The organism is Bradyrhizobium sp. (genome assembly GCF_016219575.1).
GTDB lineage: Bacteria > Pseudomonadota > Alphaproteobacteria > Rhizobiales > Xanthobacteraceae > Bradyrhizobium.
This window is the reverse complement of the sequence record NZ_JACRMG010000028.1, coordinates 110,930-136,811: the sequence shown is the minus strand read 5'-3', so window position 1 is coordinate 136,811 and position 25,882 is coordinate 110,930. Positions and strand designations below refer to the sequence as shown.

Below are 25,882 nucleotides of genomic sequence, written 5' to 3'. Positions count from 1 at the left end.
GTTACATGAAGAGTTGGTCGGCAATCGTTGGCGCTCTGATCCTAAGCTCGCTACCTATGGCTGTGTTGGCTGATACGTACCCGTCAAAGCCGATACGGTTGATTATCCCATTTGCTGCGGGTGGCCCGACAGACGCGCTTGGGCGAACGTTCGCTAAGGAACTCGGGGAAGTACTTGGACAAACAGTCGTCGTCGAGAACAGAACTGGCGCGGGCGGAAACATTGGAACGGACGCCGTCGCCAAGTCCCCTCCAGACGGCTACACGATCGGCTTCGGCACGAATGGACCGCTCGCAGGCAATGTCACGCTCTTCAAGTCGCTGCCTTATGATCCGACCACGGCATTCGCCCCAATCACCCGCATCGCGTTCGTATCGAACTTAATCGCAGTGCATCCTGCTCTGGGTGTGAAAACGTTGAGCGAACTGATTGAGTTGATTCGAAGAGAGCCCAACAAGCACAATTTCGCGCACGGAGGCTCAGGCACTACACAGCATCTCGGCGGAGAGCTGTTCAAATCGATGGCGCAGCTGCAGATGAGCGGTGTGGCTTATCGTGGCGAAGGGCCCGCGCTTAATGACGTTATTGCGGGTCATGTCCCGATCATCTTTTTGAGTCTTGCGACCGGCATCCCCATCGTGCAGTCGGGTCACCTCATCGCGCTGGCGGTGACTTCGAAGGATCGCATTCCGGCTCTCGCTAACATTCCGACGGTGGCTGAAGCTGCCCTGCCAGGGTATGTTGCAACAGCTTGGTACGCGCTGCTCGCGCCTGCCGGTACTCCACAGCAAATAGTTGAGAAGCTGAATGCCGCTTCTCGCAAGGCCATGGAGTCTCCTGGGACGAAGAAGCTTCTCGATCAAGCCGGAGCGATTACTGCCCCCACCACACCCGGCGAGCTTGGCGAGTTCATCAAGAGTGAAATCAGTCGTTGGAAGCCAATCATTGAGATGTCTGGCGCCAAAGTCGACTGACGAGCCGGTAGGACTTCTTGCGCGTCCAACCCCAAATGTGCTCGCACTCCCGAAACTAACGACGCTGGTACTTTTATTGCTCAGGCTTTCACAAAGAGAACTTGAAGCACCGTGTTGCATTGCGAGATAGGGATGAAACCGTACTTAACCCTCCATCACCCTGCGAGTGCGCAGCGCTACTACAGCGAGTTCGCGTGTCATGACGTACCGGCTCGCGTCCCTCATGGACAAGGGCGTCGCGCCGAATACGGCCGCGGCGGTGACGAAGATATTCGCCACCGAAAGCAATTCCAAGTGCGCCGATGCCGGCATCCAGATCATGGGCGGCGCGGGACTGATGATGAGTTCGGAAATGCAGATGTATTTCCGCGATTCCAGGGTCGGAACGATAGGCGGAGGCACCAGCGAAATCCTCCGCAACGTGATCGCCAAGTCAATGCTCTCATAGGAGGACGGACAATGCGTGGTATCTCTCGTCGAACCTCCCTAGCCGGAACAGGCGCGCTCGCGCACACGCCGCGCCAGCAATAGCAGCTTTGCGAACGCCGCTTCGAGCCCGCCGTCACCTTCGATCTTGCGGCCAATGTCGCGGATGACGCGGCCGAGATAGGTGCCCAGCTTCCTGAGGATCATACACAACTCCCACCGTATCGCCCTTGAAGGCGACAGCATGCGAAGGAAAAAATCCGCGCGCCCCTTGACCGACGTCGAAAACAGCGAAACGAATCCCGGTTGACCTCAACAACCAGGTAACCAAAAGCCCTTACCCCAGCTGTCCGTCAGTTAGCAAAATTGCTGTCCAATTTTTGCGAAATACGCAGGATGAAACATCTTCAACGTACCGCTGCTTGAGAAGCGATGAGAAGGGCTATTTGGGGCGTGCTGATAATTTCGGTGGTTAGCGCCTTCGGCGGCGTTGCCTCGGCGCAGGTGTCCGATGAGGTTGTGCGTCTGGGCGTACTTGACGATATGACCAGCCGCGTTTTAGACTAGCTGCGTCGGGCAAGGCTTCTAAGTGTGGTCAGGCTGATGGGCGCAAATTCTCCCCCCGGGGGACGATGGACAGGCCCCCGTCTTCGCGCGAGTGAAGACTGAGCGCGCTCTTGCTCACCACCCTCGACGAGACGGAGCACAGCATTGATGTACGCAAGTTCGTGCTGAGCCTGCTCGATCTTGGCTTGGTAGGCAGCAATCATGCCGCTGATCTCGGCGCGCTTTTGCTTGAACATTTGAATGATGAGCTGATCGGCCATGCTGCATTGAAGCCGAAATCAGCCGGCCGCGACCAGCCCCGAACTTGGTGCCGTTGCTCCATAATTCGAGCGATGGCGGCGTTACTACGACAACGTTACGCCGCGCTCCTCGCTCGGCTATCGGCCGCCGGCACCAGAAACGATCTTCCCGCCAGCATCTGGCCTGGCCTGTGCTTCGCTCCGGCCAGGCCAAATGCTGGCCGATCACGGCCGGACTCTAACATGAGCCGTGGTACCGCTCCGTGGGGCAGGCCAATCTAACGCCCGTGCGCGCCGTGGTATCCGAGCGAGGCCGATAGTTCGGCTGCGGTATCGGCGACGAGTTTTCCAAGTGCTCCATTTGGTTTCGCGTCGACGCGTGTTGAGCGACCAAACACTGTCAGGGCCATGATCAACTTGCCGGTGATATCGAACACCGGTGCACTTACGGCGCCGAAGCCGTCACCACCGCCGTCTGACAGGCAAGAATAACCGCGCTCCTTGATTTCACGCATCATTCCAGCCAGAGACGCCCGTTCTTTCGGTACGTTGAGACGGCCCGACCGTCGGTTCTGGTCCAACTCGCGCTCGATTGCGGTGGCCGTACGAACCGGGTCTTCGTAGGCACAAAACAAGAGCCCCGTCGCGGAATAGGTCAGCGGGCAGTGGTGCGACGGCGCCATGGTACTCGCCAGGTCATGCCGGGCCTCGACGACCTTGATCATCGTAGGGCCCTTTTCGCCCCAGACGGCTAGCGCCGCTGTCTCGCCGACCTGATCGACAAGTGTGTGCAGCGTCGCTTCAGCCACTTGCAACGGCTCGAAGCGACTGAACCCCTTGAGCCCAAGCTGGAAAGCTACAGGTCCGAGGTCGTATCGAGACGTCGCCGCATCCTGCCGCGCCAATCCGACGCGCATCAAACTGACGAGATATCGGTGCGCTTTGGCAGAGGGCATGCCTGCCCTCTGCGCCAGATCGGCCAATTTGAGCGGCCCATCGGCCTGGATCAGTGCGTGAATTAGATCGCCAGCAACCTCTACCGATTGGATGCCGAGTTGTGTCGGCTTGTCTGCGCCAGGCGCGTTTTCCGGCAGAGGTTCGGTTGAGCGGTCTACCATGAGTGTCCTTCACAGCGGCAAAGTTGCCTAATCCGACAGGCTTGACAGCCTGGCTCGCAGGAAGCATCATTACAGAATAGGAAGTTTATTACGAATTGTATAACTATCGAAGCTAGTACGAACAATACGAGACGTAACTGTGCGCAGCAACAGTTGATGCTAGGGGAGAGAGGCAGATGCACGACGGATCCATTTCTGGCCTGCTGGCCGGCGATGTCGCTGTCGTCACGGGGGCGGCGCAGGGCATTGGAGCCGCTATCGCCCGCGGACTTGCCACATCCGGAGCCTCAGTAATCGTCGTCGATCGATACGCCGAGGGTGCCTGCGCAACGGCCAACGCGATCAAGGCTGTGGGCGGACACGCCGAAGGGTATGGGCTCGATGTTGCGGACCGTGCTGCGTGCTTTGCTTTTGCAACCACTGCAAGGGAGGTGTTCGGTGATGTGGCTGTGCTGATCAATAATGCAGGGATCACGCGCCGCACCGCACCCGACGACCCTGAATTTCTCAACCACCTCGACGCGCAGATTGCCGTCAATCTGAACGGCACTGCCAACATGACGATAGCTCTGCTGCCGCAGCTGCGGCGCACCAAGGGACGCGTCGTCAATGTCGGCTCGATTGCTTCCTTCGTCGCCTATCGGAATTCGGCCAGCTACGCCGCCACCAAGGGCGCTGTCATTCAGCTGACCAAGGCGCTGGCGGCCGATCTGGCAGCGGACGGGGTACGCGTCAACGGGATTGCACCAGGTGTCATTGCCACGCCTATGACCGAAGGGACGCGCGCTAATCCCGAGGTGATGGCCCGGTTTCTGAATCATACGCCGATGGGGCGCGTAGGCGAGCCCGAAGAGCTCGTGGGGCCGACGCTATTTCTTGCCTCACGCATGTCCTCCTACGTGACCGGTGTCATGCTACCTGTCGAGGGTGGGTATCTTACTTCATGAACGCCACCACCATAACCGCTTGTATCTTGTATTATGGATGATCTGCCATGGTTGCCTCTTCCAAGCACGCGATTCCAAATGAAACCCAGCATTGCGATGTGTTGGTCGCCGGCTCCGGCGCAAGCGGCATGGTTGCCGCCATCGTTGCCGCGAAGAAGGGGCTGAAGGTTATCGTTGCCGAAAAGGAAGCGGTGTTCGGTGGCACAACAGCGTTATCGGGCGGCTATCTCTGGGTGCCGAACAATCCGGTGAGCATCGAAGCTGGGGTCAAGGACAGCAAGGACGCGGCGCTCGCGTATATGAAGCACGAATCGGGCAACCACTACGACGCTGCGAGGGTCGATGCATTTCTCGACGCAGGTCCCGAGATGGTTGCCTTCATGCATGCGTATACGCAGGTGCGGTTCGAAGCGGCTCCCGCATTCTCGGATTACCATCCGGATGCGCCGGGTGGCACGCCGGTCGGTCGCTCGATACTGACGCAACCTGTCAGTGCGACAATTCTCGGATCGGATATTGACAAGCTGCGACCGCCGCGGCCTGAGCTAACGCTCTATGGCCTCGCAATCGGCTCTGGTAAAGAGCTTTGGCACTTCTATCGCGCCACGCAGCGGCTGGAATCCTTCCTCTACGTCGCCAAACGTTTGGTCAAATTCGGGTTCGACCGCTCCGTGCGGGGCCGGTCGATGCTGTTGACCAACGGCAATGCGCTGGCCGCGCGACTGTTTCGGTCGGCGTGCGAACTCGGCGTGCCGATCTGGCTCGACAGCCCGGTGAGAACGCTCATCCGAAACGACAGAGGCCATGTCGTCGGTGCGGAAGTGCTGACACCAAAAGGCAGGCGCCGTGTGCTGGCGAACAAGGGCGTCGTACTGGCCTGTGGCGGCTTTCCGTTTGATTTTGCCAGGCGGCAGACCCTCTACAATCACTGCGCCGGTGAGAGCGAGCATTGGTCGGCGGCGAGTCCTGGAAACACTGGAGACGGCGTACGTCTGGGCGAGTCGGTTGGCGGCGAGGTCGTCAAGGATTATCCCAACGCGGGTGCCTGGGCTCCGACCAGCCTTGTGCCGCGCAAGGATGGTACCAAGGGCCCGTTCCCCCACTTCATCGACCGCGGCAAGCCGGGCGTCATCGCTGTCTCGCGAGCCGGACGCCGCTTCGTCAACGAAGCCAACAGCTATCATGATTTCGTGCAGGGCATGGAATGTGCGTGCCCTTCGGACCAACCGGCGGAGGCATTCCTGATCGCCGATCACCGCACCATCCGCAAATACGGTCTTGGCCATGTGAAACCGGCGCCGCTACCTCTTCAACCTTCGATCCGCTCCGGCTACCTGATGCGCGGCAACACTCTTGCCGAGCTTGCATCAGTGGCGGGCATTGAACGAAACGCTTTCGAGGAAACGGTCGCCCGCTGGAACGCGGACGTTCCGACTGGCACGGATACTGCCTTCGGCAAAGGCTCGACCGCCTACAACCGTTTTCACGGCGATCCAGAGGTCAAGCCGAACCCGTGCCTCGCGCCGATCGCGACCGGTCCATTCTACGCTGTGCGGGTCGTCCCCGGCGATATCGGCACTTTCGCAGGCCTCAAAACCGACGAACACGCGCGTGTGATCGGCCCTGACAATACGCCGCTCAAGGGGCTTTATGCCGTCGGCAATGACATGGCGAGCGTGCTTGGCGGGAATTATTCCGGCGGCGGCATCACGCTCGGACCGGGCATGACCTTTGGTTACATCGCGGGCCTCCATGCGGCCAGCGAACGCAACTGAAGACCAGTATCGAGAAACTCTAAGGGAGGAAACCCATCATGACAACATGCAGAAACCTGCTTTCCGCCGGTCTGGGCCTGACTATGGCCGTCGCTTTATTGGGAGCAGCGCAGGCCCAGGATAAGGAAATCCGCATTGGTGCGTTGATCGCAGCCTCGGGGCCAACGGCCTTCATCGGCGCATCACAGAAGAACGCCTTCGAGATGCTCGTCGAACAGATCAATGCGCGCGGCGGCATGGCCGGTAACAAGATCAGGCCGTTCCTCTACGACACCGAAGGCAACGGCACAATCGCGGCCCAGCAGTTCCGCCGCCTAATAGATTCAGACAAGGTGCATGTTGTGGTCGGCCCCTCGACGACCGGCGAAAGCCTGGCGATCCGCGCGGTCGCAAACGAAAACAAGGTGCCGCTCGTCAGCTTCGCAGGCGCGGAAGCGGTTGTTGTGCCCCCAACCCCTTACGTCTTCAAGACTCCACCGACCGACCGCATCGTTGCCGAGCACCTGATTTCTTTCATGAAGGTCAAGGGCGCCACCTCCGTCGGCATCCTGTCCTCCGCCGATGGTTTTGGGCAGGCCGGTGCCGCAGTCGTCAAAGAGGTAGCCAGCCAACTCGGACTGAAGGTCAACGCAGCGGAAGAGTTCGGCCCACGCGATACCGACATGACGCCGCAGATCCTCAAGATTCGGTCGAGTGGCGCCGATGCGATGCTGATCTGGAGCGTCAACCCCGGTCCGACCATCATACTCAAGAACGCGGCGGCCATTGGCTACAACAAGCCGATCTACAACAGCTATGGTGCTGCCTCGCCGCAGCTGATCGAGCAGGCCGGCGCGGCAGCGGAGAAGTCTTACGTATCGTCCATGCGTCTGCTCGCGCCCGAGAGCCTTGCCGCAAACGATCCGATGCGCCCAGTGGTGACCAAACTCGCGGCCGATTACAAGGAGAAGTTCAAAGCCGACGCCACGACCTTCATCGGGCATCCCTCGGACGCGATGCTGCTCATCGAGGAAGCGCTGAAAAAGGCTGGCGGGTCCCCGGATCGCGAGAAGCTGGCGGAAGCCATGCGCAGTGGCATTTCCTTCCCCGGCGCCAACGGGATGTTTCGCTTCACTGACGCCAACCACAACGGCCTCGACCGGGAGTCGCAGTCGATGGTGATGCTGCAGGTTCAAGGCGGCAAGTTCGTCACCGTGAAGTGACCTGCAGGGCGGGCGGTCTTGCAATCCGTCCGTCAGCGACCGAAGCAAAGCCTGGAGGTAAAATGGATACCCTGCTGCAAATCCTGATCACGGGCCTCGTCGTCGGCTGCATTTACGGCATGGCGGCACTTGGTTTCACCATTGTGTACAATGCTACCAAACTGATCAATTTCGCCAACGGCGAATTCCTGATGCTCGGCGGCGTTCTTCTTGCCTGCGCGGCGCAGGCCGCCAAACTGCCGATGTCGCTGGCGCTCCTGCTCGCTGTAGCGGGTGCGGCGCTTACCGGCTGGCTGATGCAGCGCTGCATTCTCGATATGGCGATGGCGCGCAGTTCCGATCCGTTGACGCTGGTGATGCTGACCATCGGCGTGGCGCTCGCCTTGCGCGGGGCAGCCGCGCTCGCCTTCGGGCGTGAAATCACGTTCGTGCCGGAATTCGGGCTTTTGCCGCTGGTGTTGATAGGCAACGTCTACATTCCGAGCCAAGGCCTCTGGATCATCTTCGTCCTGGCGCTGACCAGCACCGTTTTGTGGTACATGTTCTCGAAAACCATGTTCGGCAAGGCAATGCGCGCCGCGAGTCAAGAACCGAGGGCCGCCGCCCTTTGCGGCATCGAGCCGAAGCGCGCCGCCGCCATCGCCATGACCTTGGCGGGTGCGCTCGGTGGTTTGGCCGGCGCGATGCTCGCCCCGATATCCGCAGCGTTCTACGAAAACGGCATCTTCCTTGGTCTCAAGGGCTTCGCGGCGGCTGTCGCCGGCGGGCTGGGCAACCCCATCGGAGCTATTGTCGGTGGACTGTTGATCGGCGTTGTTGAGAGCCTGTCCGCCGGATACGTCGCCTCCGGCTTCAAGGATGCCGTCGGTTTTATCCTTCTCATTCTCGTTCTAATCCTTAGGCCGCAGGGCCTCGTCGGTCGCGCCATCGTTACACGGGTCTGAGCCATGACCACTTCGACATCGAATTCCAACCTCCGGCATGACGCGGTTATCCTCGCAGGCCTTGCTGTGGTTCTTACGCTCGCAGAACTAGCGCTGACCAGCCAGTTCCATCGCTCGATTCTGATCCTGTCGATGATCCACGCTATCGCGGCCATTGGCCTTACGTTGCTGCTGGGCTACGCAGGGCAGGTCTCGCTCGGCCAAGGCGCCTTCATGGGCATTGGCGCTTATGCGGCGGCCTTTGCCCTGCAGAAGCTGGCGCTGCCAGCGCCCGTGGCGCTGGTGGCTGCGGTGCTATTGCCGGGGCTGCTCGGCTTCTTGATCGCCCGACCGATCCTGCGCCTGTCGGGCCACAATCTCGCGCTGGGCACATTGGCGCTCGGCGCCGTGTTTTTCGTCGTGGCGGCGCAATGGCGCAGCGTTACCGGTGGCCTCGACCCCGGTATCGTCGATCTGCCGAGTCTGGCGATCGCGGGTTTCAGCCACGAGCGTATACTCTACATTCTGGCGGGCATCTCGTTGCTGTCGGCGATCGCCGTCGCCGTATCACTCGTAGACGGGCGGTTCGGGCGCGGCCTGATGGTGCTAAGAACATCCGAACTCGTTGCCGCTTGCATGGGCGTCGATACGGTTCGGGCCAAGTCTATGGTCTTCGCCATCGCCGCCGCTTTGTCCGGCCTGTCTGGCGCTCTTCTGGCGCTTTATCTACGCTCATTCAACGCCAGCGCCTTCGGTGTCGGGCTCTCCATCGAGCTTTTGATGATGGTCATCCTCGGGTCGCTTTCGACCGTCTGGGGCGCGATCTTCGGCGCCTTCGCCATCATAGTCCTGCCCAACCTACTCGAAGGCTTCGATCACGCCAAACACCTAATCTATGGTCTTGTCATGGTAGGCATCATGATGTTCGCTCCCCGGGGTCTTGGAGAAACGTTGTTCCGCCTTGTCACCCGCAAGAGAAGCGTCGCATGAGCAGCACGCCTCTGGCTTCGATCAAGGGCCTGTCGAAGCGATTCGGCGGCATTGCGGCCGTGTCTGACGTGTCGTTCGACCTGGTCGCCGGGGAAGTCACGGCGCTGATAGGTCCGAATGGCGCAGGCAAGACCACGCTGATCAATCTCGTTACGGGTGTTCTCGCCTGCGACGGTGGCACAATCAGCCTCGAAGGAGAGGACATCACCGCTCGGCCGACGCATCAGCGCGGCACGGCCGGCATCGCGCGAACGTATCAGACCCCGCAGATAGCGCATGGCATGAGTGTTCTGACCAACGTAATGGCGGGCGCTTACCGGTTCGGCCAGCATGGCCTGTTGAGTTCCGTGTTCCGACCCTGGGTGGTCATGAAAGAAAATGACGAAATGGCTGCTCGCGCCGCGCAGTGTCTTACGCGTGCGGGCGTCGCCGAGCAGTGGTGGCAGCGTCTGGCGACGGATCTGCCCTATGGGCTTCAGCGCCGCGTCGAAATCGCCCGCTCATTGGCGCAAGATCCCAAGCTGCTGTTGCTGGACGAGCCCGCCGCGGGCCTCAATCCAAGCGAAACGGCGGACCTGTCGCGTCTGCTTTCTGAGATCGCCGCAGATGGCCGCGCCGTCCTGCTTGTCGAACACGACATGGGCATGGTGATGTCGATTTCCTCGCATATCGTTGTGGTGAATTTCGGTCGCAAGCTTGCAGAGGGTACGCCGAAAGACATCGCATCGAACAAGGACGTGATTGCTGCCTACCTCGGCGCGGATGAGGCGGTGGCCTGAAATGACCGAGCTTCTCTCTATTGCCGATTTGAAGGCTGGCTACGGCCCGGTCGAAGTGCTTCACGGCATTTCCATCGCCATTCGAAAAGGTGAAATCTTCTCCATCGTCGGCGCCAACGGCGCCGGGAAATCGACGCTTCTCAATACGATTTCAGGCTTCAACCCGATCCGCTCCGGCGCCATCGTGTTTGACGGACGACCGATTGCTGGAACCGCTCCAGCAATGATCGCGCGCGCTGGCCTACGTCATGTGCCGGAAGGACGACGCGTTTTTGCCGAGATGACGGTGGAAGAAAACCTGTCTCTCGGCGGCTATGGCCAGCCGCATGCTGAAGTCGCCGATCGGATCGACCGGATTTACGAGCTGTTTCCGCGCCTCGTAGAGCGGCGGACGCAGGCGGCGGGCACTATGTCCGGCGGCGAGCAGCAGATGTTGGCCATTGGCAGGGCCCTGGCGGCTAAACCAAGGGTGCTGATGCTTGATGAGCCATCGATGGGGCTCGCACCTCAGGTCGTTGCTGAAATATTCCGCCTGATCTTGCGCATGCGACACGAATTGGGACTTGGGATACTTCTGGTTGAGCAAAATGCCAAAGCAGCGCTGCGTATCGCAGACCGCGCCTGCGTGCTGTCTCTGGGGCAGATCACTCTGCGCGGCGCAGGCGCAGATCTCTTGAATGATCCGAGTGTCGTCGAGGCGTTTCTTGGGGGGAACGCGGCTACTTGATGGAAACCCACCGCATCTCCGAGTCAGGACCGGATCGCGAACTGCTTGGATCGCTGCGTGCTCTTACAGGACTGGATACCCCCGCAACCATAGAGCGTTTCGAGACCGAGTATCCGAATGCAACTTTCTGGGCGACGTTCGGTCAATCCGAAGCCTCGGGCTTGGCGATGCTTTCGCCGTACCGCGACCGTCCGAAATCCGCGGGCCGGCCGCTGTTTTGGCGCAGCATCGCGGTCGTCGATGGCGATGACCGCGCGAATCCGGCCGGCGAAATCATCGACTTCGTGAACGGACAAATCGCTCGCTACAAACGGCCGAAGCACGTTGTGTTGGTCGATAAACTTCCGAGGACTGCGGGGGCGACCTCGATCGGGCTGCTGTTAAATCAGCGCACGGCAGACGTAGCGGTAAAGGTAACCCGCCACGACGGGCTGCCTCATCCGACCGCGGCAGAGAGGCGCCGAATACCATCGCGCCATTCCCGCTGTAGCCGCGCGCAGAGTTCTGCGACCGGAATGATGTCGTTGACGCCGCCGACTCCCTGTCCCGCGGTCCAGATATCCTTCCACAGTTTCGGGCTGATCTCGCGCGCGACGTTGAAGCTGCTGTGGTCCTTCGGGTTGTCGTACGGGCGGTTCAGCGTCTGGGCGAGAAAGCTGGCGCCGGCCACCCGCACCGGCACAGACGGCAATGATCCCGTCGGCGTTGGCGTCGAGCGCCTTCTTGGCATGCTTCATCGTGGTCGCGTCGTGGAACACCAGCCCGCCATAGGTATGTATGGCGTCGGTCAGTTCTCGCGTAATTCCGAGGGTCGTGATGACGATGGGAATTTCATGACGGATGGCCGCGGCGAAGTCTGCCGCGTGCCGAGGATTGGTGGAGTGAACGACGAATTGCGCACCAAAGGGCGCGCAATGTTGCCCGGCGAGCCGGCCGCGTATGTCGGCCAGCCACGCTTCGAAACCGTCCGTCGTGCGCTGGTTGAGCACCGGAAAGGTGCCGATCACGCCAGCTTGACAGGTCTCAACGACCAGATCCGGTCCCGAGAAACATCGGCGCTGCCATCACCGGAATTTTGAGATGCCATCGCAGTCGATCAGGTAGCATATCGGATGCCGATTGCCAGAGGAAACGTGGTCAACGCGACTGCATGCGGGCGCCTGCATCCAGATCGAGCGTGGTCGCGTTCAGGTACGAGTTCTCGACGATATGTTGCACCAGCCGGGCAAATTCCCGCGGTTGTCCCATCCGGTTCGGATACAGGATCATGCGATCGACGATCGACTGAGAGACATTGTCCGGAATGCCTGCGACCATTGCGGTATCGAACAGCCCCGGCGCGATCGAGACTATGCGGATACCGTGTGGCGCCAAGTCGCGGGCAACTGGAAGCGTCAGGCCGATTACGCCCGCCTTGCTGGCGCTGTAGGCCGCTTGACCGACCTGCCCTTGGGATGCAGCGCCCGATGCCGTGTTGACGATGACGCCGCGCTCGCCACCCTCGGCGTCAGGGGTGTTCCTGGTCATCGCGAGCGCAGCGAATCTGATGACATTGAAGGTACCGGTCAGGTTGATCGCGATCACCTTGTTCCACGTCGCGATCGGGAACGGCTCGCCTTTTGATACGGTCTTGGCGGCATCGGCGACCCCCGCGCAATTCACTGCGACATGAACGCCGCCGAACGCGGCGACGACCGCCGCGATCCCGTCTTTCACGCTGCTCTCTTCGGCGACATCGACGACGCGCGCCAGGCACGCATCGCCGAGGTTCGACTTTAGTGCCTGCAATTTTTTCTCGTCGCGATCGAAACCGGCGATACGCACGCCGGCCGCGGCGAGCACCTTGCAGGTCGCAAGCCCCAGTCCAGAAGCGGCACCCGTCACTACGGCAATCTTGCCATGAAGCTCCATGAAATATCCTCGTTGTCTTCTATTTGCTCAGGATGGTCACGCACGCCACCGCTTCTTCGATACCGTGCAGTCCGCCGCCATTTTCGGCGATCGCGATCCGCGCGCCGTCGACCTGGCGGGCCCCGGCCTCATGACGCAGTTGCGCGACAAGTTCGTGGACCTGCGCGAGGCCGGTGGCGCCGACCGGATGCCCCTTCGACTCCAGCCCTCCCGACGGATTGACCGGGACGCGCCCGCCGATGGCGGTTTCGCCGCGTTCGCTGATGGCGCCGCCGTCGCCAAAGGCGCACAGGCCGAGATTTTCGATCTGGATGATCTCGCCCATGGCGGTGGCATCATGCACTTCGGCAACTGAGATATCGCCCGGACCGACGCCCGCCTTTTCGTAAGCGCGCCTGGCGGCGCGTGCGGTGCAATGGTTTTCGACGTCCGAAGGGTCACGGTCGCTGCCGGTCTGGACCACGGATGCCAGCACCCGGATCGCGCGCGACCGATCGATGCCATAGCGCTTCAGTCCCGCTGCAGTTGTCACCACAACCGCCGCGGCGCCGTCCGATACCGGCGAACACATCGGCAGCGTCAACGGATAAGTGATCGGCGGCGCGCTCAGCACCTCGTCAATGGAATAGGGCGTACGAAACTGTGACAGCGGATTTTCAACGGAGTGTCGGTGATTCTTCGCCGCGACTGCGGCGATCTGGCGCTGCGTCGTTCCGAAACGCGCCATGTGAAAGCGGGAGAACGCCGCATAAACATCCATGAATACGCTGTAGGGCTTGTCGGACGTTGTGCCGGGCGGCGGATCGATGCCTTCGCCAAGCTTCATGAGCCGCTCGCCGATTTCGTCCTTGCGGCTGATGTCCCAGGCGCTGTCGAATGACCCGAACATAAGCTCGCGATCCCTCGAGAACATCTTCTCGGCACCAACCGCAAGCGCGACGTCTCCGTCGCCTGCTTTCAGGAAGGTGACGGCCAGGTTCAGCGCCGAGCTGCCGCTCGCGCACGCGTTCTCGATGTTGACGACCGGGATCTGCCCGATCCCCATCGACCGCAACGCGATCTGACCGCGCACCATGTGCTGCTTTTCCATGTGTCCTTGCGACGCGTTGGCGAAGTAGGCGGCTTCCAATGCCGTGGTCGCGAGGCCGGCATCCGCGAGCGCTGCGTTGACCGCCTCCTTCGTCATCGTCTTGATGTCCTTGTCGAGCATGCGGCCAAACGGCGTCATGCCCACGCCCACGACGTATACGTCTTCCATGGCGGCGGCTCCCATTCTCAGGTTATATTCTGTGCCCTTAGCGACAGTTCGGACAGCACTTCCTCCGTGTGTTCGCCGAGGCCAGGCACGCCCCGCGTCGGTCCCGGATGGTGGCCGTCAATAATCAAGGGTTGCGCGACATAGCGGCGACGCCTGCCATCGCTGTCGGCCACCTCGCCGAACAGCCCCCGTTCGATGAAGTGCGGGTCGGCCGCGACTTCGTCAATTGCGCTGACGGGACCCCAGGGGATTCCCGCGGCGTCAAGCTTGTCGGCCCATTGGCCGCGTGGCGCGGCGGCGATGGCCTTGCCGATGCGCGCAACCAGTTCGACTTCCCGTCGGGTTCGTTGCGCGCGTTTCAGATCAGCTACGTCCTCCATGCCGATCAGCGTGCAAAGCGGCCGCCAGAACCAGTCCTCATGCGCGATCGACAGCGACAGCAGCTTGCCGTCCTGGCATTCGAACAGACCATAAGCGGGCTCTGCCGCGATGTCGGCGAGCGGCTCGCCGTTCATCGCCGGGCCAACCATGACCGACATCCACGATACCAGCCCGTCGGTCATCGACACGTCGATATACGCCCCCTTTCCCATGCGCGCGCGCGCCAGCAGCGCCGCAAGCACGCCGAGCGCCGCAAACATCCCCGATGAAAGGTCGCCAACCGCGATATCGCTCGGAAGCTGCGTCGAACGCGTTGCGGCCTGGGCGTGCAGGAATCCGGCGAGAGCCTGGTAGGAGAGATCATGGGCGGGTCGGTCGCGGTAGGGGCCGGTCTGTCCGAAGCCGGAGATCGACGCATAGACCAAACGGGGATTGATCGAGGCCATCGCCTCATAACCCAGCCCCAGCCGCTGCATGGTGCCGGGCCGAAACCCTTCCAGCAGGACGTCGGCAGAAGCGACGAGATCCCGGAACCGCTGCTTGTCGCCGTCCGCCTTGAGATCGAGCGCCACCGAGCGCTTGTTGCGATTGAGCGCGGCGTGGAACGCCGGAAACTGCCGCGCGGGATCTCCGATGCCCGGACGCTCGACGAGGATGACGTCGGCCCCAAGATCGGCCATCAGAAGCGTCGCGTAGGGCCCGGGATATTGCTCAGCCAGGCTGACAATACGAATACCCTCGAGCTGCAACATGACGATGTCTCTTCCCCGGATATGCAGAGCCTAAGCTTGCAGATTTTATTCGTTGGTCTATAATTTTACTGACTAAATTATTAATTGACCCAAAAGTCAAATACTTGTTGTCGAGGTGAGAACAGTGACGACGTCTGAAAAGATCAAGCCGGAGCAAAGCGTTCTGGTCGAAGTTCGTGCCGATGCGGTATGGATCACGCTCAATCGGCCGACGGCGCTCAACGCGATTACGCCCGACATGGTGGCGGGAATTACCGCCGCTCTAACGCATGCCGATGATCCGGCGATCAAGGCCGTGGTGCTGATGGGCACCGGGCGTGCCTTTTGCGCCGGAGCCGATTTGAAATACGTCAATAGCGCGACGCAGGGCGATGCACCCGCCGCGACGCGGTTCCTCGACGCCGTCCTCGACATGATGGCACGACTGGAGACCTGTCCGCGGCCGGTCATCGCCGCAGTCAATGGGTTGGCCCTAGCGGGCGGCCTGGAGTTGGTGCTGTGCTGCGATCTGGTTATCGCAGCGCGGTCAGCGAAGCTTGGTGACGCGCATGCCAATTTCGGTCTGCTGCCGGGCGGCGGCAGTTCGGTGCGGCTGCCTCGAAAAATCGGTCCGACCCGTGCGAAATATCTGCTGTTTACTGGCGATTTCGTGCCCGCCGACGATCTGGTTGCCTGCGGTCTCGTCAACGAGGTCGTCGATGACGCCGAACTGACGGCGGCGGTCGAGCGCTTGGCCGCCAAGCTCGGGTCCAAGAGCTCGCTGGTGCTCCGCCGCATGAAGGCGCTGGTCGCCGACGGTCTCGAACAACCAAAGGAGGTTGCTCTCAGGCTCGAATTGCTCGCAAGCGAAGTCCACGCCCATAGCCACGATATGAAAGAGGGACTTGCCGCATTCGAGCAAAAGCGCAAGCCGTCGTTCATCGGCCGCTGAAACGCTTTCTGCGCCTCAATTATCCGAGCCATCGCTTGCGGCGCCGATAGTGCTTGATGTTCCGATAGCTCTTGCGCACGCCTTCGAGGTTGAGGCCGAGATAGAATTCGCGGATGTCCTCGTTGGCGCGAAGGTCGGCCGCGTTACCTTCCAGTACGATGCGTCCGTCTTCCATGACGTATCCGAAATCGGCGAGGTCCAGCGCGACGCGGGTATTCTGTTCGACGATGAGCAGCGTCAGGCCATCTTCCTTCAATGAGCGGAGAACGCCGAACACCTCATCGACCATCATCGGCGCCAGCCCCAACGACGGCTCGTCGATCATCATGAGCTTCGGATTGGCCATCAGCGCGCGGCCGATCACCACCATCTGCTGTTCGCCGCCGGACAAATAGCCGGTCGTGCGCGACTTCAGCAAGGCAAGGCGCTTGATCCGGTCGTAGACGCCATCGAGCCGCCGCCGCATCGCCGGCGCTGAAGGCTCCATATGACCGCCGGCAATCAGGTTCTGCTCCACGGTCAGGTGACTGAGGACGCGGCGGCCCTCCATGACGTGGACGATCCCGTTGCGGACGATTTTTGCCGGATCACCGCCGTCGATCCGCGAGCCCTCGAACGAAATCGTCCCCGACGTCACCTTGCCGTCCTCGGTCATGAGGAGGTTCGAGATCGATTTGAGCGTGGTCGACTTGCCAGCTCCGTTGCCGCCCAAGAGCGTGACGCAAGACCCCTTGGGCACGACGAGCGTAATACCCTTCACCGCAAGGATGACGTCGCTGTAGATAACCTCGACATTGCTGAGCTCAAGCATCGACAACTCCGCGGCCGGAGCGCTGTCGCGCTCCGGCTGGTTCAGCCGGGTTACCACTTCGCAATCGTGGGGACCGGCACGTTTTCAGCGGCGATAACATATTTACCATCCTTGATGGTCGCGACGTTGACGGTCAGGCCCTTGACCGGGAATGGCGCCTCATTCGTATAAGTCAGGTTTGGCAGAATGCTGAAAGTCTGATCGGCCGAAATCGGTGTCGTCAGCAGCGCGGTGCGAACCGCCTCGCCAGTGACTTTGTCGGCGCCGACCTTGCGCGCAGCCGCCTCGATCGCCCGGAGTGCGACCAGCGTCTGATTGTAGCCCATGACGCTCGCGACGGACCATGTCGCCTGCGACTTGTATTTTGCGACGACCATCTGGTGGAAGTCGTGGGCTTTGGTCTTTTGCTCAGTCGGCACGGCCATGCCGTAGACTTCATAGTCGCCTTCCAGGTCCTTCATGCCGCCAACGGCCTTACCTGAGGCAATCAGGCCGTTATGCGAACTCATCATGATCGGAATATCGGCCTTGCCGAGCGCCTGCAGCGCACGCTTGGTCGCCACAACCGCGGCCGTGTTGGTCTGGATATCGATAACTTGCACGCCCTTGCGGATCAGGCGGCCAACCTGGGTGGTCAGATCGGTCGGCTGAACTTCGGTAAAAATGGTCTCGACGATTTCAGCCTTGTCCGGGTTGTCCTTGGCGAACTTCTCCGCGCCCTTGGCAATATCGACATAAGCCGGCGAGGCTTCCGAGGAAATGATGCCGACTTTCAGCGGCCCCTTGATGCCGCGGGTGCTGCGGAACCATTCGAAGAACCCGGCAGCCTCATGGCCATAAGTTGGCCGCGGGTTGAAGATCCAGGGATCGCCTTTCCAAGCGAACCCGTAACCGGCCGTCGACATCAACATGGGCACCTTGTCCGCCGGAAGCCGACCTTGCAGCGCGGCGACGTCAGGTCCACCGACGCCGAGTACGGCCACCGGATTGAGTTCGGCCTTGATGCCGGGCCAAAGGCTCGCAGTCTGCGCCGCGTCGTAGCGCCCGTCAAAGTCCTTGATCCCGATCTTGATGCCCATTCCCTTGCCGACTTCTTCGTTCCACCAATCGACAGTGGCGCGACGGGCGCCGACAAGGTCCTTCATGATGTCGGCGTAGGGTCCGGTAAAGTCGGCGATCGAGGCAATATTGTAGGTCGTCTGCGCCGAAGCGGGCAGCGCGAGTGTGACGACCGCCACTGCCGCGGCGCCTGCGATCCATTTAAAACGTCTGCTCTTCATCTCTACGTCCTCCCGGTTCTGTTATGTTTCATGGACACCGCCCTGCGGCGGCTTCGCTACGTTCAGTATGGAAACGGCCATGTCCGATACGACCGCTTCAGGATATTCCAGCGATGCATCAGGCCGCGCGGCTCGAAGATCAGAAATGCTGCAATGACGCTGCCGAGAAACACATTCATCAGGGAAAATACGACATCGCCGCCGATCGAGGGGAATTGCGAGACGACGGATGGCCCGAGCGACACGAAGGCCTCCTGAATGCATTTGATGACGACGACGCCGACGAGAGCGCCCGTGATCGACCCCATTCCGCCGACGATTATCATGGCAATAAACCATATCGAATTGAACAGCGTGAACTGATCGACCGCGACAAAGCGAACGAAATAAGCCCACAATCCGCCGCCGACGCCGGCATAGAATGCGCCGACCAAGAACGCGGTCGCCTTGATGGCCACGACATCAATGCCCATAATGCCGGCTGCGACGTCGTCGTCGCGCACGGCTACGAAAGCGCGTCCGTACCGGCCCCGCACCATGCCGTAAGCGCCAAAGGTCATGAGCGCCGCGACGGCGAGACAGAGATAATAGATCGAGATATCCGTCGCGAACGCGAATCCGAACAGGCTGGCAGGGTCGAGCGTCAGGCCGTTCGAACCGCCAAACCATGGCAGGTTCAGAACGAAGAAATGAAACAGCGCCTGGGCGGCGATCGTCGTCAGCGCCAGGTAGAACCCCTTGATGCGCACCGCCGACAATCCGAAGATGAAGCCGAACACAGCCGCGGAACACCCCCCGAGCGGGATGGTCAACCAGAACGGAAACCCCAGTTTCGTGGCCAGAAAACCGGTCGTGTAGGCGCCGACGCCCATAAAGGCGGCCTGTCCCAGATTGATCTGGCCGGCATAACCGGTGGTGACCTGAAGGCCGAGGACGATCACCGACGAGATCAATATCAGCGTCGAGATGGCGAGCAGCCGCGGTCCGAACAGGATCGGCAGCGCCAGCAGGAAAATCAGAAACAAGGCTAGGGCAATCTGCTGCGGACGCGTCCGCACCAACGCCGCATCGCGCGCAAAACTGGTGGCGAAAATGCCGGCCGGATCCATCGCTCAAACCCTCTCGATCGTTCTCCACCCGAACATTCCGGTCGGGCGGATAAACAAGATGACAAGCATGATCACGAACGGGAATACCGAGCCAACCGCTCCGCCGACCACCGGGTCGACATAGGCCGTCACAAGTCCCTGCACGGCGCCGACGATCAGACCGGCCAACAAGACTCCGGCGATCGACTCGAATCCGGCGAGCAGGGCCACCGGCAGCGCCGAAAGCCCGATGTCCGACGCCAGGAAATTCAGCGACTTGCCGCTGAGGTAGATGATCGCGCCGAGGGTCGACAATACGGCGCCCAGCGCCCAGGCGAAAGCGATGGAGCGTTTCACCGAGATTCCCATCGACAACGCGACCTGATGATCCTCGGCGACCGCGGTCATTTTGAGTCCGGCGCGGGTGTTGTTGAAGAACCACGACAGGCCCAGTCCGACAATCACCGTGATCACGGCGCCGATCAGCAGTGACCGCGGAATCAGGATGTCGCCGATGATCACCGGCTTCAACGCGAAGATGATCGGAAACGGCCGGACCTGCGGTCCGAATATCAAAAGGATGAGGCCCCTGATGAGAATCAGCAGGCCGATCGTCACCATCACCATCGCGAAACTGGACTCGCCGACGAGACGCGAAAAAAAGATGCGCTCGATGATAAGCCCGAATATCGCCGATACCGCCATCGCCAGCGGAAGCGCCACGAACAGTGGCAGTCCGGTTTGGATCACCATCCACCAGACGATGAAGCCGCCGAACACGACGAGCTCGCCTTGCGCAAAGTTGAACACCTTCGACGCGCGGTAGATGACAATGAAGCCCATCGCGATAAGGGCGTAAAGGAGCCCTACCAGCGAACCGTTGATCAGGTAATTCAGAAAGTCGATCATCATGACATCCCGGCCATTTTGCGCCGCGCCTGCACCGCCGTGGCGACCAGAGGGGCCGCGTCGACGGAATGAATCAGCACGTTGGCCGCCATCGTTCCGCGGCGTCCATCCTGGTAGGTGACGGGGATTGAGAGCGCCACGCGATCTTTGCCGGCGTAGAGGCCGTCGATCAATTCTGCATAGCGTTGCACCAGAAATTCACGTCGTAGCTTGCGCGTGCGGGTCAATTCGCCCTCGTCCGGATCGAGTTCCTTGGGAAAATTCGCAAATCGCCGGACTTGTGCATGATCGGGCAGAAATTTGTTGATGCGGACGATCTCTTCGCGGATCAAATCGGCTACGGCTGTCATTTGCGAGAGGTCGGCGAATGTCGAATAAGCCAGCCTGCGTTCCTCCGCCCACCGCGATACCACACCCATGTCGATATTGATCAACGCTCCGATGTAGTCCCGCGACGCGTCGCCAAGCGTCATGATGTCCTTGATGAACGGACTGAAGCGCAGCCGCGTTTCGATGAATTGCGGTGGATAGCTTTGACCGGAACTCAGCTTGGCGAGATCCTCGATCCGCTCGAGGAAAACCAACTCGCCGGAGGTAGTGACGGAAACAGCGTCGCCGGTCCGGTACCATCCGCCATCTATTCGTTCGGTGGTCTTGTCGGGCTTGCCGAAATAGCCCTGAAAGAAAGATCCACCGCGTACGAGCAGTTCGCCGTCCGGTGAAACCTTCCATTCCAGCGCCGCTGTTGCGGGGTGGGCTTCAAGCCAGTGGCCGACGGTTTCGAGGTCGTAGCGTTCGCCCTTGTGAATCGTCATGATGCCGATCTCGGTCGAACCGTAAATATTGCGCAAGGGTACGCCGATGGCGTGAAACAGCCGGAACACATCGGGCGCCATGGTTGATCCGCCGCTCAGCGCGACCTTCACGCGCGTCAGGCCGAGCTTGTCGCGCAACGGCTTCAGAACCAAAGTCTCCGCGATCGGAAATGCCAAGTGGGCTGCCAATGGTACCGGCTTGCCGTCGAGCCGAGCGACGTTGACCTTGCGTCCGATCTTGACGCCCCATTCGTAAATGCGGCGGCGGATTGGCCCCGCGTCGAGCATCTTTGCCTGGATCGTCGAGGCCAGGCTCTCCCATTGCCGGGGTGCGAACACCATCGCCTCGACCGCGAGTTCGCGGAGATTGGCCAGAACCTGCTCCGGCGACTCCGGAAAGTTGACCACCAGCGGCAAGGTGACGCCGATCGTAACACCGAACAATTGTTCGGTGACCCAGGCAGGCGCAATGTAGGTGAGGTAATCCATGCCCGGCGTCAGGTCGGTGCCGTTCACCAATCGATGCGCGTTGTCGATCAGATAACGGTGCGTGATAATGACGCCTTTGGGACGCCCCGTCGTGCCGGATGTGTAGGACAGGATGGCGATGTCGTCAGGCTGGCCCAATGCGACAAGGCTATCGAACAACCCCGGCTCGGCGGCGTTCCGCTTGCGTCCCTCGTCTTCCATGTGCTCGAGCTTCATGAGGCTCGGCTGCCGGTAAGACCACATGCCGGTATCATCCCAGTAGATCAGCCTGCGCAATGTCGGGACGCTGCCGAGTACTGCGAGCCCCTTGTCAATCTGCTCCTGGTCCTGGCCTACGAAGTAAACCGCCTGACTGTCGTTCAGGAGGTACTCGATTTCACCGACTGTGAGGTCGGGGTAGAGCGAGACGACCTTGCCGCCGAGCGAGAGCACGGCAAGCTCCATCCAAAAATTCTCGGGCTCGTTTTCGCCGATGATGGCGACCGTCTCGCCGCGCGCAAACGACATCGATTGCAATCCAACCGCCAGGTTGCGGACGCGCTCGAGCACGTCGCCGTAACGGAACTCACGCCAGATGCCCCGATACTTGTGACGCGCGATTAGCCGCTCGGGCTCCGCCGTGGCCCGGTCGACGAATGCCTGCGGCAATGTTTTCATTGGTGTGGCGGCTGAGGTCATTTTTCGCCCAGGTAAGCTTTCATGACCAGCGGGTCCCGCTGAATCTGGGCGGGCGTTCCGGTCGCGATCATTTTCCCGAAATCTAGTACGTAGATGCGGTCCGCGAGGTCCATGACCACACCCATATCGTGCTCGACGAGTACGACGGGGATGCCGCGCGCCTCGCGTACGTCGAGGATGAACCGGGCGAGGTCTTCCTTTTCCTCGTTGTTCATCCCGGCCATCGGCTCGTCCATCAGCAGAATTTTCGGTTCCTGCGCGAGCGCGCGGCCGAGGTCGACACGCTTGCGCAAGCCATATCCAAGTGTTCCGACCGGCTGATGGCGGATCGATTCGATTTCCAGCAATTCAATGATTTCCTCGACGACCTCGCGGTGCTGCGCTTCCTCCTTTTGGGCCCAGTGAAAATGCACGAAGGCCTGCAAAATCGAACTGCGCATATGCATGTGCCGCCCGATCAGGATGTTCTCGATCACGGTCATGCCGGGAAAGATGTGCGTTCCCTGAAACGTCCGCGCCAATCCGGATCGCGCGATTTGATGGACGCTTCGGCCGACCATCTGCTCACCATCGAACACGATGCGGCCCTGCTGCGGTCGATAGAAGCCGCTCATACAGTTCATCAGCGAGGTTTTGCCGGCGCCGTTGGGGCCGATAACCGCAATGAGCTCGTCGGGCCTGATCTCGATCGAGACTTCGTTCAGGGCGACAACGCCGCCGAACGACATTCGCAGACGGTCTGCGGTCAGCATCGGCCGCATACCGCTCACGTTGGGCTCCGCATGGGTCGCCGCTTCGGCGCTCATGTCTCCTCCGTAGTCGCGCAGTCGTTCAAAGCGCGCGCGTAGTTATTTTCGTTGCGTTATGACCAATCAGGCATAATACTTACTTGCAAGTCAAATAGATTTTTGACGCTTTTCATGCGACCAATTCACGGCGTGAACGAATGCTGGGCGACCCCAATCTTGCTGTGCAACTCCGCACCCAGCTCAAATTGCCCGTTCTGGTTGGGCCGATGTTTCTCGTATCGGGTCCCGACCTTGTCATCGCTTGTTCGCAGGCCGGCGTCGCGGGCTCTTTTCCGACCCTTAATGCGCGGTCGACGGCAATCCTGGATCAATGGCTCGCGAGGATCACGGCCGAGTTGCAGCCGGACGCGGCTCCCTATGCAGCGAACCTGATCGTCCATCCAACCAACACCAGGCTGGCGGAAGACGTCGATCTGGTCGTCAAACACAAGTCGCCGCTGGTGATTGCCAGCGTCGGACATCCGGGTCGTGTTGTTGCCGCCGTAAAGAGCTACGGCGGCTTGGTTTTCTCCGACGTCGCCTCGCTCAAACACGCCCAACGCGCGGCGGAAACCGGCGTTGATGGTCTGATTTTGTTGTGTGGCGGCTCCGGCGGCAACACCGGTTGGCTCAACCCCTTCGCATTCGTCACCGCCGTTCGTAAATTCTTCGCCGGACCCCTTGTTCTCGCCGGGGCGATCTCGAATGGCCGCCTGATCCATGTTGCGGAAGAGCTCGGCGCCGACTTCGCCTATGTCGGTACGCCCTTTATCGCGGCGACGGAGAGCATGGCGGCGGATGATTACCGGCAAATGCTGATCGATAGCAACGCCGACGACATTCAGCTGACGGCCGAAGTCACTGGCCTTCCCGCCAACATGCTCCGCAAAAGCCTCGAACGCAGCGGCTTCAGGCCGGAGCCGAAGCATGACGGTTTCAATCTCCTGAAGGAGATCGAGACGCTGAAGGCATGGCGGGATATCTGGAGCGCGGGGCAGGGCGTTGGCGATGTCGAGCGTGTCGAGCCGGCTGCGGGCGTGATCGACCGCATGACGCATGATTACGATGCGGCGCGCGCAGCAAGCCAGCAACGGGCCGCGCGCAGGTTCGCTTCAGTCGGCAGTCAATAGCTCGCGGGACGGCTCTCGTCCGCTTTTGCCTTAACGGCTCAAGGTGGGGGCCGATCCCACGGATATACGCAATATCCAGCAACCGCGGGATACGCTCTTAGGCTAGGGCGAAACGGCGTGGTCGAGAAGGTCTGTAAAAACCTTCGCGATCTCCGCGCCGCTTTTCGGTCCGTCCTTATCGAACCACCGTGCCATCCAGTTGACCGCACCCATGAAGAAAAACACGGTCAATTTTGGATCGACCTGCCGTATGCTGCCGTCGGCCATGCCCTTCTCGATAATCGCCTGCATCTGATGCTGCGCCTTGTCACGGCGCGCGGCGACGATCTTGCGGTTGGCGGGATCGAGCGCCTGGAATTCGACGAGGACGGCGCAATCGCCGATCTCGCTGTTGTGCGACTCGATGAATTCCTTCGCAAACGAAAGCAGAATTTCACGGCCGTTCCTGCCGGTCTTGTACGCGTGCTCGAACGCGCGATCGCCGAGATCCTGCGACAGCATATGGCACTCGAACAGGATTTCCTGCTTGTTCTTGATGTAATAATAGAGCGCGGGCTTGGTCACGCCAAGCGTCTTGGCGACATCGTCGAGCGACGTCGCATGATATCCTTGCGAGCTGAATGCGCGCGCCGCCTCTTTCAGCAAGGCGGTTCGCTTCAGATTGAATTGCTGGTCGCGGGTCTGAACGGTGTCGTTCCACGCGGCAAGCTGACGGTCACGGCCAGACACCACCACTCCTAGAATTTCATTGCGAGAACAGCAGCGCTGATCCCGGCACAATTGAGCTGATTCGGTCAGCTTTTATCAACGCGAATACCCATCGCAAGTCAAAGATTGCGGGCGATGATGAGTTTCTGGATGTTGCTGGTGCCCTCGTAGATCTTGCAGACGCGGACATCGCGGCAGTAACGCTCCACCGGGAAATCCCGCAGATAACCGTATCCGCCATGAATCTGCAGCGCCTCGGAGCACACTTTCTCGGCCATTTCGCTGGCGAACAGCTTCGCGATGGCAGCCTCCTTCATGCAGGGCAGGCCGGCCTCGAGCAGGCGCGCGGCATGAATATAGTATTGTCGGGCGATATCGACCTGCGCCGCCATGTCGGCGAGAGCGAAGCTGACGCCCTGCAGCTCCATGATCGGTTTGCCTGCGACCTCACGTTCGCGCGCATAATGTATGGCTGCTTCGAGAGCCGCCTGCGCGATTCCGACCGCCTGCGCAGCGATGGCGATGCGGCCGTCGGAAAGACCTGACATCATGATGCCGTAGCCGCAATCGAGCGTGCCGAGGATGTTTTCCTTGGGAACGCGGAGGTCGTCGAGCTGGATCTGGGCGGTATGCGCGGTCCGCTGCCCGAGTTTTTCCTCAATGCGACTGACTATGTAGCCTTTTGCAGGCGGCTCGACCAGGAAGGTGGTGAAGCCGCGCTTGCCTGCACCCGGATCGGTGCGCGCGACGATGATCGCCACGCCGGCCTCGCTGCCGTTGGAGATGAACTGCTTGGTCCCGTTGATCACGAAATCATCGCCGTCGCGGCGCGCCGAGGTTCGAAGTGCCGATGTTTCGGAACCAGCCTGCGGCTCGGTAATCAGGAAGGCGCCGATCTTGTCGCCGGAGGCAAGCGCAGGAAGCAGTCGCTGCTTTTGCTCGGCAGTGCCGTTTTTCGCAATGACATGAGCTGCGCCGAGATTGTGAACGTGGACGATCGTTCCGACCCCGCCGTCGGCGGCGGAAAGTTCCTCGATGGCGAGACAATAGGCGAGAAAGCCAGATGCCGAGCCGCCGTATTCCTCGGAGACGGTCATGCCCATGAAACCCTGGGCGCCGAGAACTCTCAGCTCCTCGGTCGGCCACGCCGAGGTGCTATCACGCTCGGCTGCAGTTGGGGCAAGGACATCCCGTCCAAGTTGGCGCGCCGTGTTGCGAACCATGCGCTGCTGTTCTGACAAAAACGGCTCCGAACCTGTATCGCTGAAATGCTTGTTCATGGTCGC

The 25,882-nt window shown here is 60.7% G+C and carries 26 protein-coding genes; 12 read left to right on the top strand and 14 right to left on the bottom strand.

Annotated elements, in window-relative coordinates; all coding sequences use genetic code 11:
* Positions 1-5: 5 nt before the first annotated feature.
* Both HZB49_RS22285 and HZB49_RS22280 read left to right on the top strand, forming a co-directional pair.
* The gene (locus tag HZB49_RS22285) at positions 6-974 is read left to right on the top strand and encodes a tripartite tricarboxylate transporter substrate binding protein (protein ID WP_021075788.1); all 969 of its coding nucleotides are present in this window, start codon (positions 6-8) and stop codon (positions 972-974) included.
* A 166-nt stretch (positions 975-1,140) separates the two neighbouring features.
* Positions 1,141-1,422, top strand: a complete 282-nt coding sequence (locus tag HZB49_RS22280; RefSeq protein WP_291615282.1) for an acyl-CoA dehydrogenase family protein — start codon at positions 1,141-1,143, stop codon at positions 1,420-1,422.
* A 38-nt stretch (positions 1,423-1,460) separates the two neighbouring features.
* Here HZB49_RS22280 and HZB49_RS22275 read toward each other — a convergent pair whose 3' ends face one another.
* The 3 genes from HZB49_RS22275 to HZB49_RS22265 form a co-directional block, all read right to left on the bottom strand.
* Positions 1,461-1,607 carry a hypothetical protein gene (locus HZB49_RS22275; protein WP_021075790.1) on the bottom strand — a complete coding sequence of 49 codons (147 nt, stop codon included), beginning with the start codon at positions 1,605-1,607 and terminating at the stop codon, positions 1,461-1,463.
* A gap of 356 nt (positions 1,608-1,963) precedes the next feature.
* Positions 1,964-2,227 (bottom strand): hypothetical protein, encoded by a 264-nt coding sequence (locus HZB49_RS22270; protein WP_035649301.1) that lies wholly within the window; start codon positions 2,225-2,227, stop codon positions 1,964-1,966.
* A gap of 257 nt (positions 2,228-2,484) precedes the next feature.
* Complete coding sequence (locus tag HZB49_RS22265) at positions 2,485-3,324, bottom strand: IclR family transcriptional regulator (RefSeq protein ID WP_021075791.1); 840 nt, start codon at positions 3,322-3,324, stop codon at positions 2,485-2,487.
* A 176-nt stretch (positions 3,325-3,500) separates the two neighbouring features.
* Between HZB49_RS22265 and HZB49_RS22260 the strand changes: the two genes are divergently transcribed.
* The 8 genes from HZB49_RS22260 to HZB49_RS30090 all read left to right on the top strand — a co-directional run bounded on the left by HZB49_RS22260 (position 3,501) and on the right by HZB49_RS30090 (position 11,746).
* On the top strand, positions 3,501-4,271 hold the full coding sequence (locus HZB49_RS22260) for an SDR family oxidoreductase (protein WP_021075792.1): 771 nt from the start codon (positions 3,501-3,503) through the stop codon (positions 4,269-4,271).
* A 47-nt stretch (positions 4,272-4,318) separates the two neighbouring features.
* Positions 4,319-6,046 carry an FAD-binding protein gene (locus tag HZB49_RS22255; protein WP_291615278.1) on the top strand — a complete coding sequence of 576 codons (1,728 nt, stop codon included), beginning with the start codon at positions 4,319-4,321 and terminating at the stop codon, positions 6,044-6,046.
* A gap of 38 nt (positions 6,047-6,084) precedes the next feature.
* Positions 6,085-7,248 (top strand): ABC transporter substrate-binding protein, encoded by a 1,164-nt coding sequence (locus tag HZB49_RS22250; protein ID WP_021075794.1) that lies wholly within the window; start codon positions 6,085-6,087, stop codon positions 7,246-7,248.
* A gap of 62 nt (positions 7,249-7,310) precedes the next feature.
* On the top strand, positions 7,311-8,192 hold the full coding sequence (locus HZB49_RS22245) for a branched-chain amino acid ABC transporter permease (RefSeq protein WP_021075795.1): 882 nt from the start codon (positions 7,311-7,313) through the stop codon (positions 8,190-8,192).
* Positions 8,193-8,195: 3 nt separating this feature from the next.
* On the top strand, positions 8,196-9,161 hold the full coding sequence (locus HZB49_RS22240) for a branched-chain amino acid ABC transporter permease (RefSeq protein WP_021075796.1): 966 nt from the start codon (positions 8,196-8,198) through the stop codon (positions 9,159-9,161).
* Positions 9,158-9,940 carry an ABC transporter ATP-binding protein gene (locus HZB49_RS22235; protein WP_021075797.1) on the top strand — a complete coding sequence of 261 codons (783 nt, stop codon included), beginning with the start codon at positions 9,158-9,160 and terminating at the stop codon, positions 9,938-9,940. The genes HZB49_RS22240 and HZB49_RS22235 overlap by 4 nt, the downstream gene beginning before the upstream one ends.
* A 1-nt stretch (position 9,941) precedes the next feature.
* On the top strand, positions 9,942-10,667 hold the full coding sequence (locus HZB49_RS22230; RefSeq protein ID WP_021075798.1) for an ABC transporter ATP-binding protein: 726 nt from the start codon (positions 9,942-9,944) through the stop codon (positions 10,665-10,667).
* A complete protein-coding gene (locus HZB49_RS30090; RefSeq protein ID WP_021075799.1) occupies positions 10,667-11,746 on the top strand; it encodes a hypothetical protein in 1,080 nt (359 codons plus the stop codon). The genes HZB49_RS22230 and HZB49_RS30090 overlap by 1 nt, the downstream gene beginning before the upstream one ends.
* 58 nt (positions 11,747-11,804) lie before the next feature.
* Here the strand turns inward: HZB49_RS30090 and HZB49_RS22215 are convergent, their stop codons facing one another.
* From HZB49_RS22215 to HZB49_RS22205, 3 genes are read right to left on the bottom strand one after another with little or no spacing between them, the layout of a single operon-like run.
* The gene (locus HZB49_RS22215) at positions 11,805-12,578 is read right to left on the bottom strand and encodes an SDR family NAD(P)-dependent oxidoreductase (RefSeq protein ID WP_021075800.1); all 774 of its coding nucleotides are present in this window, start codon (positions 12,576-12,578) and stop codon (positions 11,805-11,807) included.
* Positions 12,579-12,597: 19 nt separating this feature from the next.
* Entirely contained in the window at positions 12,598-13,851 is a 1,254-nt protein-coding gene (locus tag HZB49_RS22210) for a thiolase family protein (RefSeq protein ID WP_245325322.1), read from the bottom strand.
* Positions 13,852-13,853: 2 nt separating this feature from the next.
* Positions 13,854-14,969, bottom strand: a complete 1,116-nt coding sequence (locus HZB49_RS22205) for a CaiB/BaiF CoA-transferase family protein (protein WP_021075802.1) — start codon at positions 14,967-14,969, stop codon at positions 13,854-13,856.
* 115 nt (positions 14,970-15,084) lie between these two features.
* Between HZB49_RS22205 and HZB49_RS22200 the strand changes: the two genes are divergently transcribed.
* Positions 15,085-15,900 carry an enoyl-CoA hydratase/isomerase family protein gene (locus tag HZB49_RS22200; RefSeq protein WP_365858858.1) on the top strand — a complete coding sequence of 272 codons (816 nt, stop codon included), beginning with the start codon at positions 15,085-15,087 and terminating at the stop codon, positions 15,898-15,900.
* A gap of 19 nt (positions 15,901-15,919) precedes the next feature.
* Here HZB49_RS22200 and HZB49_RS22195 read toward each other — a convergent pair whose 3' ends face one another.
* The 6 genes from HZB49_RS22195 to HZB49_RS22170 all read right to left on the bottom strand — a co-directional run bounded on the left by HZB49_RS22195 (position 15,920) and on the right by HZB49_RS22170 (position 22,776).
* Positions 15,920-16,711, bottom strand: a complete 792-nt coding sequence (locus HZB49_RS22195; RefSeq protein WP_021075804.1) for an ABC transporter ATP-binding protein — start codon at positions 16,709-16,711, stop codon at positions 15,920-15,922.
* Between the two features lie 50 nt (positions 16,712-16,761).
* A complete protein-coding gene (locus HZB49_RS22190) occupies positions 16,762-17,991 on the bottom strand; it encodes an ABC transporter substrate-binding protein (protein ID WP_021075805.1) in 1,230 nt (409 codons plus the stop codon).
* 62 nt (positions 17,992-18,053) lie between these two features.
* Positions 18,054-19,100, bottom strand: coding sequence for a branched-chain amino acid ABC transporter permease (locus HZB49_RS22185; RefSeq protein WP_021075806.1), 1,047 nt, complete (start codon positions 19,098-19,100; stop codon positions 18,054-18,056).
* Between the two features lie 3 nt (positions 19,101-19,103).
* A complete protein-coding gene (locus HZB49_RS22180) occupies positions 19,104-19,988 on the bottom strand; it encodes a branched-chain amino acid ABC transporter permease (protein WP_021075807.1) in 885 nt (294 codons plus the stop codon).
* A complete protein-coding gene (locus HZB49_RS22175) occupies positions 19,988-21,970 on the bottom strand; it encodes an AMP-binding protein (protein ID WP_021075808.1) in 1,983 nt (660 codons plus the stop codon). Before HZB49_RS22175 ends, HZB49_RS22180 begins: the two co-directional genes overlap by 1 nt.
* Positions 21,967-22,776 carry an ABC transporter ATP-binding protein gene (locus HZB49_RS22170; protein WP_021075809.1) on the bottom strand — a complete coding sequence of 270 codons (810 nt, stop codon included), beginning with the start codon at positions 22,774-22,776 and terminating at the stop codon, positions 21,967-21,969. Before HZB49_RS22170 ends, HZB49_RS22175 begins: the two co-directional genes overlap by 4 nt.
* Positions 22,777-22,916: 140 nt before the next feature.
* Here HZB49_RS22170 and HZB49_RS22165 point away from each other — a divergent pair, with 140 nt between their 5' ends.
* Positions 22,917-23,888 (top strand): nitronate monooxygenase, encoded by a 972-nt coding sequence (locus HZB49_RS22165; RefSeq protein WP_021075810.1) that lies wholly within the window; start codon positions 22,917-22,919, stop codon positions 23,886-23,888.
* Positions 23,889-23,990: 102 nt separating this feature from the next.
* Here the strand turns inward: HZB49_RS22165 and HZB49_RS22160 are convergent, their stop codons facing one another.
* On the bottom strand, positions 23,991-24,617 hold the full coding sequence (locus tag HZB49_RS22160) for a TetR/AcrR family transcriptional regulator (protein ID WP_021075811.1): 627 nt from the start codon (positions 24,615-24,617) through the stop codon (positions 23,991-23,993).
* A gap of 98 nt (positions 24,618-24,715) precedes the next feature.
* A complete protein-coding gene (locus HZB49_RS22155) occupies positions 24,716-25,876 on the bottom strand; it encodes an acyl-CoA dehydrogenase family protein (RefSeq protein ID WP_021075812.1) in 1,161 nt (386 codons plus the stop codon).
* Between the last annotated feature and the right edge of the window lie 6 nt (positions 25,877-25,882).